16 protein-coding genes and 2 pseudogenes are annotated in these 18235 nt (G+C 43.3%); 5 read left to right on the top strand and 13 right to left on the bottom strand.

The annotated features are described in order from the left end of the window. Positions 1–180 precede the first annotated feature (180 nt). From arsB to WJR50_RS32830, 8 genes are all read right to left on the bottom strand, one after another. On the bottom strand, positions 181–1251 hold the full coding sequence (gene arsB / locus WJR50_RS32865) for an ACR3 family arsenite efflux transporter (RefSeq protein ID WP_341297563.1): 1071 nt from the start codon (positions 1249–1251) through the stop codon (positions 181–183). Positions 1252–1269: 18 nt separating this feature from the next. Beyond that, positions 1270–1488, bottom strand: a complete 219-nt coding sequence (locus tag WJR50_RS32860; RefSeq protein WP_341297562.1) for a GDCCVxC domain-containing (seleno)protein — start codon at positions 1486–1488, stop codon at positions 1270–1272. Next, positions 1478–1930, bottom strand: a complete 453-nt coding sequence (locus WJR50_RS32855) for a DinB family protein (RefSeq protein WP_341297561.1) — start codon at positions 1928–1930, stop codon at positions 1478–1480. Before WJR50_RS32855 ends, WJR50_RS32860 begins: the two co-directional genes overlap by 11 nt. Before the next feature lie 40 nt (positions 1931–1970). Further along, positions 1971–2618 carry an arsenate reductase/protein-tyrosine-phosphatase family protein gene (locus WJR50_RS32850; RefSeq protein ID WP_341297560.1) on the bottom strand — a complete coding sequence of 216 codons (648 nt, stop codon included), beginning with the start codon at positions 2616–2618 and terminating at the stop codon, positions 1971–1973. 105 nt (positions 2619–2723) lie between these two features. Then, positions 2724–3053 carry an ArsR/SmtB family transcription factor gene (locus WJR50_RS32845; protein ID WP_341297559.1) on the bottom strand — a complete coding sequence of 110 codons (330 nt, stop codon included), beginning with the start codon at positions 3051–3053 and terminating at the stop codon, positions 2724–2726. Positions 3054–3206: 153 nt separating this feature from the next. Next, positions 3207–4481 carry a carboxypeptidase regulatory-like domain-containing protein gene (locus WJR50_RS32840; protein ID WP_341297558.1) on the bottom strand — a complete coding sequence of 425 codons (1275 nt, stop codon included), beginning with the start codon at positions 4479–4481 and terminating at the stop codon, positions 3207–3209. A 151-nt stretch (positions 4482–4632) separates the two neighbouring features. Continuing rightward, positions 4633–4995, bottom strand: a complete 363-nt coding sequence (locus WJR50_RS32835; RefSeq protein ID WP_341297557.1) for a transposase — start codon at positions 4993–4995, stop codon at positions 4633–4635. Further along, the gene (locus tag WJR50_RS32830) at positions 4929–5582 is read right to left on the bottom strand and encodes an IS5 family transposase (RefSeq protein WP_341297556.1); all 654 of its coding nucleotides are present in this window, start codon (positions 5580–5582) and stop codon (positions 4929–4931) included. The genes WJR50_RS32835 and WJR50_RS32830 overlap by 67 nt, the downstream gene beginning before the upstream one ends. Positions 5583–5658: 76 nt before the next feature. On the opposite strand from WJR50_RS32830, the pseudogene WJR50_RS32825 reads away from it, so the two are divergent. The 4 genes and pseudogenes from WJR50_RS32825 to WJR50_RS32810 form a co-directional block, all read left to right on the top strand. Continuing rightward, positions 5659–6228 (top strand): annotated as a pseudogene (locus tag WJR50_RS32825) (helix-turn-helix domain-containing protein); the annotation flags it as partial. Positions 6229–6318: 90 nt separating this feature from the next. Further along, positions 6319–7473, top strand: a complete 1155-nt coding sequence (locus WJR50_RS32820) for an XdhC family protein (RefSeq protein WP_341297555.1) — start codon at positions 6319–6321, stop codon at positions 7471–7473. Between the two features lie 158 nt (positions 7474–7631). Next, complete coding sequence (locus tag WJR50_RS32815) at positions 7632–8087, top strand: (2Fe-2S)-binding protein (protein WP_341297554.1); 456 nt, start codon at positions 7632–7634, stop codon at positions 8085–8087. 21 nt (positions 8088–8108) lie between these two features. Then, on the top strand, positions 8109–10367 hold the full coding sequence (locus WJR50_RS32810) for a molybdopterin cofactor-binding domain-containing protein (protein ID WP_341297553.1): 2259 nt from the start codon (positions 8109–8111) through the stop codon (positions 10365–10367). A gap of 609 nt (positions 10368–10976) precedes the next feature. Here WJR50_RS32810 and WJR50_RS32805 read toward each other — a convergent pair. The 5 genes and pseudogenes from WJR50_RS32805 to WJR50_RS32785 form a co-directional block, all read right to left on the bottom strand. Then, complete coding sequence (locus tag WJR50_RS32805) at positions 10977–12167, bottom strand: TolC family protein (protein WP_341297552.1); 1191 nt, start codon at positions 12165–12167, stop codon at positions 10977–10979. A 17-nt stretch (positions 12168–12184) separates the two neighbouring features. Continuing rightward, a pseudogene (locus WJR50_RS32800) lies at positions 12185–15271 on the bottom strand (efflux RND transporter permease subunit). An 11-nt stretch (positions 15272–15282) separates the two neighbouring features. Then, positions 15283–16788, bottom strand: a complete 1506-nt coding sequence (locus WJR50_RS32795; RefSeq protein ID WP_341297551.1) for an efflux RND transporter periplasmic adaptor subunit — start codon at positions 16786–16788, stop codon at positions 15283–15285. A gap of 24 nt (positions 16789–16812) precedes the next feature. Beyond that, a complete protein-coding gene (locus WJR50_RS32790; RefSeq protein WP_341297550.1) occupies positions 16813–17037 on the bottom strand; it encodes a hypothetical protein in 225 nt (74 codons plus the stop codon). An 84-nt stretch (positions 17038–17121) separates the two neighbouring features. Further along, positions 17122–17562 (bottom strand): hypothetical protein, encoded by a 441-nt coding sequence (locus WJR50_RS32785; protein WP_341297549.1) that lies wholly within the window; start codon positions 17560–17562, stop codon positions 17122–17124. Between the two features lie 211 nt (positions 17563–17773). Here WJR50_RS32785 and WJR50_RS32780 point away from each other — a divergent pair, with 211 nt between their 5' ends. Continuing rightward, a complete protein-coding gene (locus tag WJR50_RS32780) occupies positions 17774–18139 on the top strand; it encodes a hypothetical protein (protein ID WP_341297548.1) in 366 nt (121 codons plus the stop codon). Positions 18140–18235 lie beyond the last annotated feature (96 nt).

Below are 18235 nucleotides of genomic sequence, written 5' to 3'. Positions count from 1 at the left end.
TTGGGTGCTCTGGCAGAATTGCCAAATTGTAATTCAAAGATTAGCTTGAAACAAAAGCAAATTTTTAAACATGCTCTTAAGTGTAGCGAAAAAGACGCAAAATAATTCAGTTTTTTTTCAAGCTTAGCCAACCATGCTGTCCTTCACCAATGACAGCAACTTCGTTAACTCCTATTAATATTACATTTTAGAAGGCTTGACTCCATACAGTCTTTTTCTAAACCAGAAGGCCAGGTTTACAAGTAATATCAATGCTGGTACTTCTATAAGCGGACCTACTACACCTGCAAAAGCCTGTCCTGATTCTATGCCATAAACGCCTACAGCCACCGCAATCGCCAGTTCAAAATTATTACCAGTAGCAGTAAAAGAGACTGAAGTATTTTCAGCATAACTGGCCCCTAGTTTTTTGGCTAATAAAAAACTTAATACGAACATTAAACCGAAGTAAATCACCAGAGGGATTGCGATGCGTAATACATCCAGCGGGATATCTACAATAGTCTGCCCCTTGAAGCTAAACATCACTACAATTGTGAAAAGCAAGGCAATTAAGGTTAGCGGACTAATTGTGGGAATTACATTTTCTACATACCACTGCTCACCCTTGCTTTTAACAAAGTAGTAACGTGTCAGAAAACCCGCTAGAAAAGGAACCCCCAGATAGAGAAATACACTCTCGCCTACTTCCACCATGCTGATATTGACCACTGAACCTTCAATACCAAAGTATGGAGGCAACACGGTGATGAAAAGCCAGGCAAAGAAACTGTAAAAGATGACCTGAAAAATACTGTTAAGGGCCACCAAACTGGCTGCGTATTCTTTATCTCCCTGCGCCAGGTCATTCCATACCAGCACCATGGCAATGCAGCGAGCCAGACCTATCAGGATTAACCCAATCATATATTCGGGATAATCTCTTAAAAACGTGATGGCCAATAAAAACATCAATATTGGGCCGATGATCCAGTTGAGTAGCAGTGACAGGCTTACCACTTTGAGATTTTTGAAAACTTTTCCCAGATGCTCATAGCGGACCTTGGCCAGTGGTGGGTACATCATCACAATCAAACCAATAGCAATGGGAATATTAGTAGTACCTGCCTGAAAACGGTTAAAAAAGGACTCAATCTCAGTGATAAGGTTGCCCAAGGCCACACCCAAAGCCATAGCCAGAAATATCCAGAGGGTAAGGAAACGATCTAGTAAGGAAAGCTTTTTCTTAGGTGGTTTTTCTTTAGTCTGCATGAAATTTAATTTTATGATTCATCTGCGTAATGAGCAGCATCCTCTACTTTGCTGTATGGGAGGACAAGGAACTGAACCGTAACTGCAATAGACACAGCAGTCACCCTTTCGGGGCTTTAGCATAGTTTTACAATGCTTGCATTCATAAAAATACTGACAGGCATTTTGGGACATTTTTTCTTGACTACTTGCATGGCAGTAAGGACAGGTAATTACGGAGGTTAATTCAATTTCCATATTTGAGTACGATAGCTAGTTGGCCCGCATGATAAGTAGTATGAGAACTAATCCTGCCCATAGCTTCAGCCTTCGTTTTTACACCAAATTCTTTTGTACTGACTTTCGTTTCCCAACCTTCTTCCTTTTGCTTTTCAACAACGGCTTTAAGGCTTTCAAATGCATATCGCTGATAGTCTAGTAATTCCTCCAAATTTGTCCATTCACCAGTGTCTTTTCCAGCCATCACTGTTTTTGCTGAGACCTTTAAATCTTTGTCTCCAAATACATTTTTGGCAAACAATAACTCTACATCGGCAATGTGACGAATCAGAAAGCCTGCTGAATTAGGACTATCGCCTAACTTTTTTTGGAGATCTGCCTGCGAAATGTGGCTTAGCTGATTACTAAACCTGGTACGGCTTTCCGCCCAGCTTTGTAAAAAGGCTTCAGTGGTCTTCATACGGTTATTTATTTAATATTATATGGCTTCTAAAATCGTACTATGACTTCACTTTTGACATCATAAAGAACATCTCTCTTGCAATCTGCTGGCAACGCTCCTCATACTTGGCTTCTTCCTGAGCCGTTCCATCAAACGCCTTGGGATCATCGTAAGGGATAGGAATCCGTAATGATGCTCCAGGAATGAGAGGACAGTGCTTATCTGCTTCCGAACAGGTCATAATTGCTGCAAAATCTTTTTGGGGATTTTCCGGATCATCATACTTCTTGGAAAAAGCTTTTACAGTAGGCACATTTTCAGCATAGTTTACCGCATATACCGGATTATCTCCCTGCTTAACAGTTTTGATAGTAAAGCCTGCTTTCTGCATGACTTTCACGGCACGGGGATTAAAAGCAGTTGCTTCCGTTCCTCCTGAAAAGGTTTCTACATCTTCAACACCATAGTAATGCGCAGCTGCCTGAGTCCAGATCTGCGACATATGGCTGCGACGGGAATTATGTGTGCAGATAAAAGTGAGCTTAGCTGTTTCTCCTGATTTCTGTTTAGAAGAAATATATAGCGCTAACTCAGTGAGTGATCTTTTTCGTTCTTCTGGTATTTGGTCAAATTCAGAGGTTACTTGTTCTACATAAGGTTGTAAGGAAGCATTCAGCTCTCCAGGTTTGGTTGCTTTGGGATTCATAGCGGTTAAGATTAATAGCATCAATAGATTTAGGGAAAAAGTTTTCATGGTCAATTCAGTTTAATTGTGTTATTGTAATAATACGATAAGAACACATAAATTTTTTTAACAGCAGTTTTTCTTAGGAGTAAAGGACGCATAGAGGTTGATCATCACATCACGAGCCTCCTCCCAGGCTTCTTCGTTGATGCAATATCCAATTCTAGGCCCTTCAATTTCACCTTTGATGATACCTGCGTTTTTTAGCTCACGTAAATGTTGTGAAATGGTAGATTGTGAAAGCGGCAATTTTTCCACCAGTTCTCCACAGAAGCAACTCTCATGTTTAAGCAAGAACTCAATGATCGCTACTCTGGCTGGATGCGCTAAAGCTTTGCCATACTGAGCAATCTTGTTTTGCTGCTCGTTAAATACTGCTGTCTTACTGATTCCCATAATGAATTTTAGTTATCGTAAAATAACGATGAGTATTTGATAATCGCAAGGGCTACTCTTTTTTATTTTTTGAAGTGCGGAATACGTCCGTTTCAAACACTGAAGTTTATAATAAAAGACAAGGTAGCTTTTATACTACCTTGTCCTGTAAAATTATCTGACTATCTTAATGAGCCCCAATTGATCCTCACTGACAGAAATTAGTCGCCAACCTGAGGCAGACTGTTTGTCATCTTTGCTTACAAAAACCCTCCAACGATATACCTTTTCGGCTTCCAAGGCTTGAGTAGCTGTGCCATCATAATTAAATGTCACACTTGTTTGGCTTGAGGGTACTATGACATTCTTTACTGGAATTGATTGTGTTCTATCAATTCCTCCCCAAATAACGTTGCCACTTGCATCGCTTACTTCCACTACATAATCACTTGCGCTTGCATATGCCTCCCAAGAGAAGGTAGGAGTAAGAGAACTGATCTCACTGGGTATTGTGTTGGAAGGTAGATTAGTAGGGGTCACCACTTTTAAGGCATTGGTAACACTAAAGTCTCTGCTTACTTGCCCACCAGACACTTCAACCAGGGGTTCTCCAAACTTTACAATCCAGTCAGGATCAACTACACGCTCATCATTCCTGTAGGTAGCACGTGCTAAGAATGTTCCTGCTGGTACATTTTGAATACTGTAATCAGCAGTCGTACTGGCTTTCAATCCAGGGATAGGCTCATGCGTTATAGGGTGAGTAAGGGTTACATCTACTTCTACTGCTGTTGAGGCCAAAAAAGAGATGGTACCTGAAACTGTACCGGTAGCTCCTTTGGTAAGCTGTATGTTTTGCTGGCTTTCGCTTGCAGCAGATACACTCACAGTTTTTTGTTCTGATTCGTATCCTCCTATCCAGGCTTTTAGCCGAAAATCTCCTGCCGGAAGATTATACAGAAAAAAGTTTCCCTCGGAATCTGATACAGTTGAGTATCCTTTACCATTCTTTTCCCCAACCACTAGTACCCCAGCTACTGGCTTTCCTGCTTCACTTACCTTGCCCTGGATGTAGCCTCCCTGCGCTACATTACTATTGAACATCTCTATAGGATTTTCAAGCTTCTCTCCCAGGGTAATGGTGAAAGGAATGGGAGAAATATTCCGTGGAGGGACCTGTTCATATCCATTTCGGTATAGTTTTAAGTAGTAACTTCCCGGTTCCAGTTCCGCCGAGTAAGTACCATCAGCAGCAGTGGTTAAAGATTGAACGGGCGTATTGCTGTCTGATTCAAAAACAATAATTTTTACATCATCCAGCACCTCAGAAGTACTCCATGAAGTTACTGTGCCATTTACAATACCTGTAGTCTCTACGTCTTCATCTTTCTGACAACTCCAAATGCCTATAGCAAGGGCTAAAAACAATGACAAATGCTTCTTTTTCATGATTTCAATAATTTTTCATAAATAAGAAATCATATTTGTTATTATAAAAATCATATTATATCCAGAAATTACAAGCTCAGGCAATGAGCATATTGATAGAATTGTAGGGCTTTGTTGCAACGAGTCTTTCTTCTTTAGGGATAGCTTGTTTTTAGGTTTTGATAGCATGAGGCATCCCACATCGTTGGAATACATTCAGGATATGACAACCTATTCTGACTTCTGTCATCTGGTTGTCCATTTTGCGCGCCCTTAGGGTGTTGCCTATCACCATTTTGTAACGATACATCGCTGTCTCAGAGAGACTGCGCTTATGATAGCCCACCTCCTTTTTCCATTCTTTTTTACCGATCTGTCCTATTCTATCAATCGCCTGGTTCCTTTCTTCTAATCCAGGCAACTCACTCTCAACAGCGTTTTTGGGCGGAGGGACAATAGCTTTGGCTCCTATTTTGGCAACGGCCTTTCGTGCCTTCTTTTTATCGTAAGAACCATCTCCATAGAACGTATCCACCTTTCCTGCAACCTCACCGAGCAAGGGACCGACCATTGCCGCATCATCCGCGCGGCGTCCGCTACTGAGTTTTCAGTAATCCCACAGCTTATGATCTCCTGACTATCCACATCAACCCCCAAATGAAGTTTTCTCCACGTCCTACGCTTACTCACCCCATGCTTTCTCACCTTCCATTCGCCCTCACCGAATACTTTTAAGCCTGTACTATCTATCGCTATGCGCAGCTTTTTCCCCGCCTTAGGCAGACAATGACTCACCTTAATCTTTAAAGCCGAGGCCCTTCGGCAGAGCGTGCTATAGTTGGGAACGGCTAACTCTGAGAGTCCCATCAAGGCAAAAATACTTTTAATAAAGCCCGTGCACTGTCGCAAGGCAAGACCATACACTTGTTTGATAGTCAAGCAAAACTCTATGACCACATCAGAGTATTGTTGCTCACCTACTACTTTCCCGAGCCTGGATATATCGCGCCAAGCACGATATGTCCCCTCTTCCATCCACAACACTAAGCTACCTCGGCGGCTTAATGATTCGTTATAGGCTTTCCAATCTTTGGGTTTATACGTATCTTTCGTCTCAGGCATGACTGGCATATTTGATTTGTGTCGTTATAAATCAAACATCTTTTCATGCCTGTTTTGTTACGTTGCAACAAAGCCCCGGCATATACAAGAGTATACCTTCTTTGGCTACCAATCTAATAAAGCCCTTCATGTATCCGAGCGTGAAAGGAAAATTGTATTGGATTGTTTTTCCAAGATTGAGCATGAGTTAGACCATGCCATAGATAAGCATAGTAAAAAACTCATTGTAGATAATATTGAGTTGTTTTTGAATTATTGTGTTCGTTTTTATGAACGTCAGTTTACTACGCGTGATCATGTTCATACGGGCATTTTGGAAGGGTTTGAGCATTTGTTAAACGACTATTTTCAGACAGATAAAGCCCAGAGGCTTGGCTTGCCTTCCGTAGCCTGGTGTGCCGGAGAATTGAACCCATCACCTAACTATTTTGGGGACCTGGTAAAAAAAGAAACCGGCCAATCTACCCAGGATTACATACAATCAAAGTTGATTGAGGTAGCCAAAGAAAAGATATTTGGCCCCAACAAAACAGTCAATGAAATCGCTTATGAATTAGGCTTTAAATATCCTCAGCACTTTACGCGCTTTTTTAAAGAACGAGTGGGACACTCTCCCAACAAATACCGGATGCTCCATAATAATTGAGAGATAAACATTAGGGTAATTGTAGCTGATCATTAGCTTCCGGTCCCTGAGCAGCTATGGATAGTTTGAAGGTTAACAAAGAAAATTTGTATGAAAGAGATTAAGGCCATCTGCGAAGCATATAAAAAAGTAGACTTTAGTAAACATAAAGCTGCTCTTGCCACTGTAGTAAGGGTAAGAGGTTCATCCTATCGTAGCCCGGGAGCACGCATGCTGATTACTGATGATGGCAGATGGACAGGCTCCATCTGCGGCGGTTGTCTGGAAGGGGATGCTCTGCGAAAAGCCCGTAAAGTGATAGGGGATAAACAAGCAATTACAGTTACCTATGATACCAGAGATGATAAAAATAGTATTTTCAAAATTAATCTGGGTTGTAATGGAGTAATAGATGTTTTGTTTGAAGCGATTGACCCGGCTGATAAAAACAATCCTATATTTCTTTTTGAACGAATCCTGCAAGAGAATGAAGCAGCTTCTCTAGCTACTATTTTCAACGGGAGTCCAGATGTAGTTGGAAAAAAAATATACTTGCAAAAAGCTTTATTGAACATCCAGACGCTTCATCGTGAAGGCTTGTCAGAGATAATTGAACAGGATTTATGGGAATCCATTGAAAATAAGCGATCCAGTGCCAAAAAATATGAAGTTGAAGGAGAAACCTGTGAAGCATTTATTGAACTGATACAACCCCCTATCCAACTGATGATCTTTGGAGGAGGCTTTGATGCCAGACCACTTAGTGAAATGGGTAAGAAACTAGGTTGGTCAGTTACGGTTACCGATGAATGTGTAGCACATATTGCACCCTTATTCTTTCCTGACGCGGATAACCTATCCTTATGCAACAGGGAATTCATTGATCGGGATTTTCAGATCAGCGCTAACACAGCCTGTGTACTCATGTCACATAACTATGAATACGACAGGGATGTGTTGAAGAAAATACTACCCTCTGAAACGCCCTACATTGGTATACTTGGTCCTAGAAAGCGCTTTGATAAAATATTGAAGGACTTTGCCGATCAAAATCTTCAACTATCGGAAAAGGATTGGGATCGGGTTCATGCTCCCATTGGACTAGACATAGGGGCGGAGACTCCTGAAGAAATAGCCATTGCCATCATCGCTGAAATTATGGGAAGGTTTACGCGAAGAGAAGCCGGTTACTTAAAATTTCGCTCAGGTCCTATTCATCATCGGGATAATACAAGTGATCAGGTTTTTAAGGAGGCTCTATTGTAAGTAATCAAAACACTCAGGACTAGACAAGAATAGATAAGAGAAGCTAATTTGTCTATCGTGCATAAGGGTGATTTAATGCATATATTCTTAAAAATCACAAGGCTTTTATATTTGACATTATAATTTTTGATACAACTCTTTAAATCTAATTTATCACCATGGCGACTTTTAAACTCACTATCAACGGAAAACAACAGCAGGTAGATGCTGACCCCAGTACTCCTATGCTGTGGGTGCTAAGAGACCATCTCAAGCTGATAGGCACCAAATATGGCTGTGGTATCGCCCAATGTGGAGCCTGTACCATTCACCTCAACGGAACAGCCGTTCGCTCCTGCCAACTGCCGATATCCGCAGTAGGTGAACAGAAAGTGACTACCATTGAAGGGCTTTCTGAACAAGGAGATCACCCGGTACAAAAAGCCTGGCTGGAGCATGATGTGCCTCAATGTGGCTATTGCCAGGCTGGTCAGATCATGACAGCAGCTGCCCTTTTGGAAAAGAACGCTAATCCCAGCGATGAAGAAATAGAGTCGGCCATGAATGGCAATATCTGTCGCTGCGGTACTTATCTGCGCATCAAAGCTGCGGTGAAAACTGCCGCAAAATCTTAAACTACTTAACCTTTTTAGCTCATGACACGCGTAAATACAAAAATGAATAGAAGATCTTTCATGAAGGCTTCAGCCTTGGCAGGGGGAGGTATGATGTTGAGCTTTAGCTGGCTGGCCGGATGTAATCCTACAAAGGAAGAGACCTTAGCCATGCCCAAAGAATGGTTTGAACTCAACAATTATATCAAAATCGGAGATAACGGCGTGGTAACTTTAATGTCACCTAATCCTGAATTTGGCTCCAATGTCAAAACTTCCATGCCCATGATCCTGGCTGATGAACTGGACATTGACTGGAAAAATGTCATTGTGGAACAAGCCAATTTTTATCCCGAACGATTTGACCGTCAGTTTACCGGAGGTAGCCAGGGCATTCGTCAGGGATGGACGCCATTACGCACCGCAGGAGCTACCGCCCGACAAATGCTGGTGATGGCTGCTGCCCAGAACTGGAATGTGTCTGCTGAAGAAATTACTACCCAAGCAGGTACATTGCAGCATAAAGCAAGTGGTAAAGAAGCAGGCTATGGAGAAGTAGCCTCTTTGGCAGCAACACTGGATGTACCCGAAGAGGTGGAATTAAAAGACATTAAGAATTTTAACATCATAGGTCATTCCAAGAAAAATGTAGAAGGGCAAAACATTGTCACAGGTAAGCCCATGTTTGCTATGGACCGTGATAAGGAAGGCATGCTGATTGCCATGATTACCCATCCGCCTGCCTTTGGACTGAAAGTAAAATCTGTGGATACTGAAGCGGTCAAATCCATGCCCGGCATCCACGATGTTTTTGTCTTTGAAACCCTTCCCGACGATTATGATAGAAACGGCTTTGATACCACATCATTTACTGAACTGGTAGCTATTGTAGGCAATACTACCTGGGAAGTGATGAACGCCAAAAAGGCACTTAAAGTAGAGTGGGAAGAAGCCCCCGAGAAAGAAGTGACAGTAGCCGGATGGCGTGGTAAAGAGACCATCCTGATTCCCGGAGGTATAGAAAGTACCGACGGGCATAAAGCACAAATGGAAGCAATGGCCAGGAAAAAAGCGCAGGAACTTAGAAGGGATGGCGATCCGGAGGGTGCTTTTCAAAAGGCAGCCAAGATCATTGAACGTACCTACAATGCCCCTTACCTGGCGCACAACTGTATGGAGCCGATGAACTGCTTCGCTAATGTTACTGCTGACAAGGCAGAGGTCTACGGTCCTACCCAGGCACCGGAATTTACCATGCAAGCTATTTCAGCCTGTTTAAAAATACCCAGAGAAAAGATACAGATCAATCTGGCAAGGATGGGAGGAGGTTTTGGTCAGCGAGCCTACGGTCACCACATGGTGGAGGCAGCACTCATTTCCCAAAAAGTGAAGGCTCCGGTCAAGATGATCTATACCCGGGAAGATGATATGAGCTATGGCATCTACCGCCCTACCTACACCGCTACCTACCGGGCAGCGCTGGACGAAAATAATAATCTCATTGCCTTCCATGTCAAAGGCGGAGGAATACCCGAACATGCTGTGCATGCCAATCGCTTTCCGGCAGGCGCGATAGATAATTACCTGGCAGAAGGATGGGCACTCAACTCAAATATTACCATTGGTGCTTTTAGGGCACCTCGTTCCAACTTCATTGCCGGAGCCGAGCAATCTTTTATGGATGAATTGGCAGAAGCTATGGGCAAAGACCCCATAGACTTCCGACTTGAGCTTTTGGAGAGAGCCAAGAATAATCCGGTGGGTGAGAACAATGACTATGATCCTGAACGCTATGCCGGAGTCTTGAAACTGGTGAAGGAAAAGTCTAAATGGAATGAAAAGCCTGCTGGTGTACACCGTGGCGTATCAGCTTACTTCTGCCACAACAGCTACGTAGCTGAAGTGCTGGATCTGAAAATGGAAGATAACATGCCTAAGGTTGATAAAGTATATGCAGCGGTAGACTGCGGTATTGTCGTCAACCCTGATGCTGCTAAAAACATGGGCGAAGGTGCTATCGTGGATGGTATTGGCAATGCCTTCTTTGGGGAGCTGACTTTTATAGATGGTGTACCTCAGAAAAAGAACTTTGATCAGTATCGCATGATTCGCCAGAAAGAGGCTCCAAACGCCATTAAAGTACATTTCGTGCAAAACGAGCATGATCCTACCGGTCTGGGTGAACCTTTATTTCCGCCGGTCTTTGCTGCAGTAGCCAATGCTTTGTACAAAGCTACAGGCAAGCGTTTTTACAACCAGCCCTTTGTTCAAGACTTACAGACCTCTGAGTTAAAGATGTGAGAAAAAAGTTCTAAAGAGTTCAAGAGCTTGCTACTTCTTCAAGGTTCCACTGGGTCCTAAACCTAAAGGACATTTTACAACAAAGCCCTTCAAATCCTATAGTTTTGAGGGCTTCTTTCTTTTTCAGGATACTAAATCAAACCAAACAAAAACAAATCATTCAGTTACCTCTTTTAGTTTTTTCATCCTATAATTTGTACTCCTTTCATAGGTTTTGGTAAATTTCAAAAGAGAACAAATTGAAGCAATTTAATCAGCCGGTCAAGATGGTATATATCTTGAAATAAGCTTCTTTCTTTCTATTACAGGACGGAATCTGGGTGGTAATCTTAGTTGTTTTTCAGTCTTATTCTTTACCTACTGACACAAAAAGCTTTATGGCTATGAAGCAGAAGAATTCTATGTTTTTGAAAATTGAATGATGGATGAATCCAATGAAAAATACATATAGCTCAGAATAATGGATGAGGTCTTTGAAGAAAAGCTATTTACTTTTAAGATCAGATTTGAGTTAATGCTCATGATATAGGGACATTCTAAAATAGCCCTATTCCGTCATGCTGTTATCAAACTCTTTATAATTATACATGGATCGCTCAGTATCACAGTTTATAACTGATACTTTAACAATTCAGCCACAGTCTGCTGATACTCATTTTCAAGGCTCAGGTACTTGTCTTCAGCCTCATAGAAGTACATGATTTCCATAAAAAACTCTATGGAAGAAATTTCCCCCAGACGCAAAGCTTTTTCTAGCAATGCAGTGCTATTAAGCCCCGATAACAGCTCATCATATTCCTGCAAAGTGTTCTGCAAAGTCCGCTGCTTTTCATACAACCTGCGGATTGTATAAAGATGATCAGTTCTCTCTTTTTCTACTGCCTGATTACTCCAGTTGATTTGTGCTTCAGCAAGCTTGACTTTGTTTTTGTCTTCCCAAAGGGGAATGGATATGCCCGCAAGAAATCCATTGTACTGCTGCCCTAAAATCGCCTGGTACCGATAACCTGCCTGCAGTGAAGGTAAGACCAAAGCCCGGTTTACTGACAACTGCTCCTGACTGATCTCCTGCTGCAGCACATAATAATTGAGTGTAGGGTCATTGGCTTCGGTGAGAGGTTCAAGTACCTCAAACTCAGGAATCTCATCAATTTCAGGATACTCATTGATTGTAAACAATATTTCCTGTCCACCATTCAGGGCGGTAAGCTGTTCATTCAGTTGCACAATCTGACTTTCCAATAAAGCCAGCTTATTATTCAGGTTGAGTCTCAGTAATTTGGCTTTGTTGACTTCCAGGATATTGGCATTCCCTTCCGCTAATCTACGCTCATAATCCTGTACCAATCGTTCAGCATTGGAGAGGCGCTGGCTGAATACAGCCTGTTGTTTACGTGTATAAATTAAATCCAGGCAAAGCTGTTTGGCTTCCAAAAGCACTTGCTGACGCAATGAGTCTAACGCATAGGCAAGCTGATCAATCTGCGCCTCTGCTAGGTCTTTTTTCCTGAAGTAAGTTGTGGGAAAGTCAAAAGCCTGAGATACAGTTAAATCTTTCTGCGTTCCCGCCTCAGCCGGCGTGCCGGGCAGATATTCAAAAGCAACTATTGGATTGGGCAGGTAAATATCTGTCTTAAAGGACAAGGCCTGCGCCTCTACATACTGTCTTCTCGCTTGTAGTGCAGGATTATTCTGCTCTACTGCACGCAATACTTCCTCCACCGTGATTTGTGCCTTTCCTTCCAGATACAAGCCAAAGGTTGTGAGCAATAGCGTAATCAATAAACAATATTTTTTCATAGGATAGAAAGTATGCATCATGTGTGTTTTTTGCGATAGAGCAGAAAGAACACTGCCGGTATGACCGCCAGATTGAGCAGGGTAGCACTGAGTAAGCCTCCTAATATTACCACAGCCATGGGACTCTGTATTTCATTGCCTGCTTCTCCCCCGGATAAGGCCAAAGGAATCAGGGCTAAGCCGGTAGTAAAAGCTGTCATCAGGATGGGATTCAGCCTGTCCAGAGAGCCTTCAATTAGCGTCTCATACAGGCTTTTACTTTCCGAGAGCAGTTGTTGGTAATGCGAAATAAGCAATATGCCATTACGAGTGGCAATGCCAAACAAGCTGATAAAACCAATCGTAGAAGCTATGGATACGATGCCGGAAGTAAAAAAGACGATAATCACCCCGCCAATGAGTGCCAGCGGCAGGTTGAGCAGTACGATACCGGATAACGTTAGATCGTTGAATTCCAGATAAAGTAAGAGGAAGATGATAATCATGGCAGCAATAGAAGCCAGGAGTAGTAAGCGGGAAGCATTGGCCTCGCTTTCAAACTGACCACCGTATTCTATTCTGTATTCCTGAGGAAGCTCTACATTTTCAGTAATCAGTTGTTGAACTTCATTAACTACTCCTCTCAAATCTCTTCCTGATACATTGGCAGATACCACCACTTTGCGCTGTACATCTTCCCGGTTGACATTGAACGGACTACCTGCTACACTAACATCAGCTACATAATAAAGAGGGATTTTTTTACCTTCATAAGTGTCCAGGGGGGCATTGCGGATGCTCTCCAGATTAGACCGGTTCGCCTCATCATAACGAAGCACCAGGTCAAAACTTTGCTGTCCTTCATATACTTCAGAAACCGTCTCACCGGCAAATGCCACATCTATAAAGTCCATAAGCACCTGCATGCGAATCCCATATTTGGCCAATAATGCCCGTTTGGGCTTGATCCTGAGTTGAGGCACCTCTATCTGCTGCTCCACATTCAGGTCAACCAGCCCTTCCACTTCTTCAATTTGACTTTGAATTTTATTTCCCAGGTTGAATAAGCGGGAAAGGTCAGGACCGAAGATTTTGATCGCGATATTGGCTCTTGTGCCGGAGAGCATATGGTCAATACGGTGCGCGATAGGCTGGCCTATCGTAATATTCGCTCCCGGCACTACACTGAGCTTTTCCCTTAAGTCTGACAAAAAAGCTTCTTCTGAGCGATCCTGCAAAACGAAGGGTGCGTCCACCTCTGAGGCATTGACCCCTTGGGCGTGTTCATCCAGCTCTGCCCGACCCGTACGACGGGAGGTAACCTCAATCTCAGGCATGGAAAGCAATATCTCTTCTACCAGTGTACCGGTTTTATCGGATTCCTCTAATGAAATTCCCGGAGGTGTCACCACACTGATCACCAGAGAACCTTCGTTAAATTCAGGCAGAAAACTTCTGCCCAACTGCGTCATCATCACCAAGGCTACTGCAAAAAGTATCAGGGTACCTGCCAATACAGCTTTGGGTAATTTTAGCACTCTTTCCAGCACCCAACGGTAACGCAGTGATAACCAGCGTTCTACTTTGCTACCTTCCGCCTGCTTCAGGAGGCGATCCCGATTTTTGAGCAGATAGCTGCTCAGTACCGGAGTAAGCGTCACGGCTACCAGCAGAGAAGTCAGTACGGCAGTGATAAAAGAGATTCCCTACGGACGCAGCAGTCGTCCTTCCATACCGGAAAGGAAAAACAATGGAATGAAAGCTACAATGATGATCAGGGTAGCAATCATGATGGAGTTTCTGATCTCTTTGGATGCCAGATAGACTACTTCTATCACCGGCAAACGCTCAGCTTCAGCTTTTCGGGCATTCTCCCGCAGGCGCTTATAGATATTTTCTACATCTATGATGGCGTCATCTACCAGCATCCCAATGGCAATGGCCATCCCTCCCAGACTCATGGTGTTGATGGTCAGCCCCAGCAGCTTTAGTACAATGATGGTGACAAACAAAGAGAGGGGAATTGCCAGCAGAGAAATGATGGTTGTCCGAAAGTTGAGCAGAAACAGAAAGAGCACCAGCGTTACAAAAAAGGCTCCTTCTAAAAGAGTTCTTTGCAGATTGTCAATGGAAGCCTGTATGAAGTTGGCCTGCCGGAAGATATGGGTATTGATGTCAACCCCGACAGGAAGTTGAGTCTTCATGTCTGCCAGTTCAGAGTCTATGCGTTCGGTAAGTTCCAGCGTATTGGTTTCGGGCTGTTTGAGCACAGTCAAAATCACCGCATCCTCCCCTTTCATGGAGCCATCTCCAATCTTGGGAGCAGCCCCGATGGTAAGCTCTGCTACATCCCCGATGGTCACTGGTGTCTGATTGACTACTTTAATGACAGACTGTCCCATCTCAGCAAGCTCAGTGGTCTTTCCTTCTCCACGAATGATGTATTGGTTGCCGTATTCATTCAAAAAGCCACCGGATGCATTCACATTGGCTCCAGCTACTGCTTCTTCCAATTCCGTGAAAGTGACATCATAATACATCATCCGTTGCGGAGAAGCCAGCACCTGATACTGCTTATAATCACCTCCAATGACAATTACCTGAGAAACTCCTCCGACCGATAGCAAACGTTTGCGGATGGTCCAGTCAGACAGGGTGCGCAGTTCCATGGGCGAAACTTCATCAGAGCTTACACTGATGAGCATAATTTCTCCCATGATAGAGGATACGGGTGCCAGCACCGGACTTCCGATCTCAGGAGGCAGGTTTTCTTCTACCTGGGTGAGCTTTTCGCTTACAATCTGCCTGGCTCGGTAGATTTCAGTGCCCCATTCAAACTCAGCCCATACGATGGAAATCCCCATCGCAGAAGAAGAGCGTATCCTGCGTACATTGGGTGCCCCATTGAGGGCGGATTCTATCTGATAGCTCACCAGGCGTTCTACTTCTTCGGTGGCCATACCATGGGCTTCGGTAAGCACGGTCACAGTAGGGGCTGTCAGATCCGGAAAGACATCTATATCCATCTCCAGTGCAATGACTGTTCCTGCTACAGAAATCACCAAAGCCAGAAAAAGAACCAGCAGCCGGTTTTGTAAAGATGCATTGATAATTCTATTTAACATAAAGCTCTCCTTTAGTGGGAATGACCATGAGCTGGTACGGATGAAGACATAGAAGCCATTTTGACCTGATAGGCTCCTTGCGTAACCACTATAGCCCCCGGACTGATACCTTCCAGCACCTGTACCTGTATGCCGTCATCAACTCCTAGTTGTACTTCTCTTTTGGCAAAAGACTCACCACTAATCTGCTCATAGACATAGTAAGTACCATAATCTTCCATCAGGGCTGATTTGGGGATAACCAATACATTCTCCAGCGTTTGGGTTTTGAGATAAAGCTCCAGAAATGATCCCGACAGCAGGTTACCCTGATTGTTAAGCTCAAAATAGACGGGTAGATAATGCGCATCCCCTCCGGCACTCTTACCGTAGGAAACCAGCTTACCATTAAAATTGTCCAGATCATATACCTGCTCCTGATAGGAAGTCTTGAAGTTGGCCGAACGTATCCGGGGTAGTTTGTGAAAATACTTTTGGGATACTTCTCCTTTGATCATCAGCCGCTGATCCTGAGAGATAGTAGCCAGTGGAGCACCGCTGTTGACATAAGCTCCTTCTTCTACCAGTATGTTTTTGATAAACCCTCGGATGGGTGACTGTATCTGCTGGCCTTGAGTACCGTAATTATTCGCCAGATTATTATATTTGGCTCGGGCGACTTCAAAATCGGCTTTGATCTCCTCGAAGTTTTTTCTTGAAATGATCTGATCATCTACCAGTGACTGTGCTCTTTCATAATCGGCCTGTGCCCGTTCAAACTCAGCTCTAGTCTGTTGTAATTGTGTAGCAAGATTATTTTCGGTGAAGCCAGCGGACTGAATATTGAAAATTCTTTCCCCATTTTGAACGGCTTTGCCCTCCACGATCTGCGAGCCGGCAAAAGTAACATTACCACTGGTACGGGCATTGATCACTTTTTCCTCACCGGGCACGGGCATGATCTGCCCGGAAGCTTTGATCACTTCATGGATGTCTCTTTTCTCAACCGCCTGCACCTGAAAACTCACTTTCCAGGCTTGCTCTTTTAAGAATGTGACTTCTCCTTCTTCCTGTTCGGGAGCATGCTCCATAGCTTCTTCGCTTGAGGCATATACCTGAAGAGAATCAATGATGATGCGCTCCTGCATAGCGGGAGTAGTCAATTCAAAAATAAGCCGGGCTTGACCCGACTGTTGGGGCTGTAAGGCTGGATTGAAGATACCGGGTGAAGAGGGAGTATCTACCTTTTGACGTATGCCCTTATCGCCCTGCACCAGGCTCACCGTTACAGCGCCTTCAGTGACAGGCTTATAATCTTCTAATCGGGTAAAGTGCGCCGCAAAAGAGCTGACCTGACCTTTTACCAATGGTGGGAATTCTACAAATAGCTCCAGGCTATCGGTCCACACGGTATAGGACAAAGCTTCGGCAGCATGATCGTGCCCGCCTTCTCCATGCGTATGTACCTCTTCCGAGCTAGTCTGGCAACCATAACCCAACAGGACTATGGTCACCAGTAAGCAAACTGATTTATACATAAGGAATGTAGTGTTTAGATGCGCTTAATGATCATGATCCTCTCCGTCCTCATGCATCTGTTCGTGATGCGTAGAGTCGGATACACTGAACTCTTCCTGCTCATGATCTTCATGATCGGCGTGGGAAGAGCCATCTTCATGGGTATGGGTGCCTTCGTCATGGCTATGTCCATGATCATCTGTAGATGTACCCGTGCAGGAAGACAGGTATAAAGTTGACAGTATAGCGATATATAAGAATCGTTTCATTTTCTTTAAAATTTGAATGTAAAATCAAGGATTTAGAAAAAAGCAGACCTTTACCAGCCAGGTGATAAAGATCCCATTCAGTGTTTAAGAAAATGAAGGAGGGCCACGGTGGGAAGCAGCGCCGAGATATAAAAGTTGAAGTGCTTTATGATGCCGCCATTCAGGAGGCTTGGAGATTTTGAACAAAAGAAAGAGGCTCCAGGCGATGCTATAGAGCAGGAATAGCACAATCGCTACCTGAGGAATAAACAAGTTCTTGCCAGAAGTAAAGTCGGAAAAATGATTCACTCCCAGATTGGCATGCGCTAATAAGCTGGTCAGATCCGGAAAAGCAGACGCATCTTCCGAAGAATTCTTCTCAGAACTTTCTCCGTGATGGTGATGGGCTGCATCATGGTGATGATGCATTTTGGCATGATCCACCTCTTCTGCTTCTATATGTATATGAGGTATTGCGTTGTGCAATAATACCCCTGCATAGAGCATAAGCATCAGACTACTTCCTATGGTAGATCGCCAGTTCACATGGTAAAGATATAAAAAGTTTACACTTTCCTAAAAAGGTCCTTTTCTAAAGATTCTACTCCCTTATTTTCTAATACTGAGTTGATTAACCATTCCTTTAACTTTATATCAGGATAGTATTACTATATTGAGCCTCTCTTTTGTAACATTTGTTACACAGCCGTTCTCCAAATGAAACTTAGCCCAATCCAAGTCCGTTGTAGTTCTGACCATGAGAAGAATTCTTGCCATATTGTTAATAATCCTCTATACATTCAGTTTTAGTACTGAGGTAATAGCAATAGGCATGGATACTTTCAATGCTTCCAACAAGATCACCCTAAAAAAAACGCACTGCAAAAAACAAAAAAGTGTAGATGTTGAAAGCGAAAAGCTGCCAACCACTATCTATACTGGCGAAAGCCAAGGGGTAAATCTTCAAGTGATCAATGTAATCTGTGTGACCTCCATCACTCCTCAATTTGCTCCACATTCTCTTGAGTTAAGTCCTTATTTTGATATCCCGAATTCTTCCGAAATTTCTGATAATTACGATTCTCCATCACTTCTTTGTGATCCCTTTCCCCCACGAGCTTAAGTCAATTTACCACTTTGATTTTCCCTTTCTTTTTACCCAATAAAGGGTAATGTGGGAAATGTTAATTCCAATTTCACTCCTCTATCTTCATACATT

The sequence above is a fragment of the Catalinimonas locisalis genome (assembly GCF_038039535.1).
In the GTDB taxonomy this organism is placed as follows: Bacteria; Bacteroidota; Bacteroidia; order Cytophagales; family Cyclobacteriaceae; genus Catalinimonas.
This window is presented reverse-complemented; position numbering and strand designations above follow the sequence as displayed.